Source organism: Bradyrhizobium sp. 14AA, from assembly GCF_054185205.1.
In genome coordinates this window covers 1-449 of record NZ_JAVAYM010000165.1, presented here as the reverse complement: position 1 = coordinate 449, position 449 = coordinate 1, and the positions used below count along the sequence as shown (strand labels likewise).

Annotated in this window: 1 protein-coding gene; it reads right to left on the bottom strand. The window is 61.2% G+C overall.

What is annotated here, in order from left to right; all coding sequences use genetic code 11:
- Window positions 1-405: DUF4337 family protein (locus RAD15_RS43825; RefSeq protein WP_458184865.1), on the bottom strand; the 405-nt coding region annotated here is incomplete at its 3' end.
- Between the last annotated feature and the right edge of the window lie 44 nt (window positions 406-449).

The window sequence follows — 449 nt, the reverse complement described above, 5'->3', positions numbered from 1 at the left end:
GATGAAGGCATCGCACATGTCGAACTGGTCGTCATGCAGGTTGAGCGCGTCATATTGCGCGCCGTCCGCCTCGGCCTTTGCCTTCAGCCGCGGCGACTCGGCAGCATATTTCGCCGCTTCCGCATCCATCGACACGAAAGCCGTCCGGGCGGCGGCCGAAGGAGACGGCCCGGCGATCAGCACCATCTGGGCCTTCGCCGTCTCGACGATGTGCGCCTTGGTGCGAGTCGCCTGATATTCGGACCAGGTATCGATTGCATCGCTCTTCGCGAGTTGCATCGCCTGAACCAGATTGTCGTCCTTGATGTTCGCGACCGCCATGAAGACTGAGAGGATGACGACCGTCATCGCGACGAGTCGATTCAACGTCCGGTCGCGGCCACCCTCCGGGAGATCATGCTGCATCCATTGTCCTTCGTCATGAGCATTATCCCGGGACGCGGGAGAGT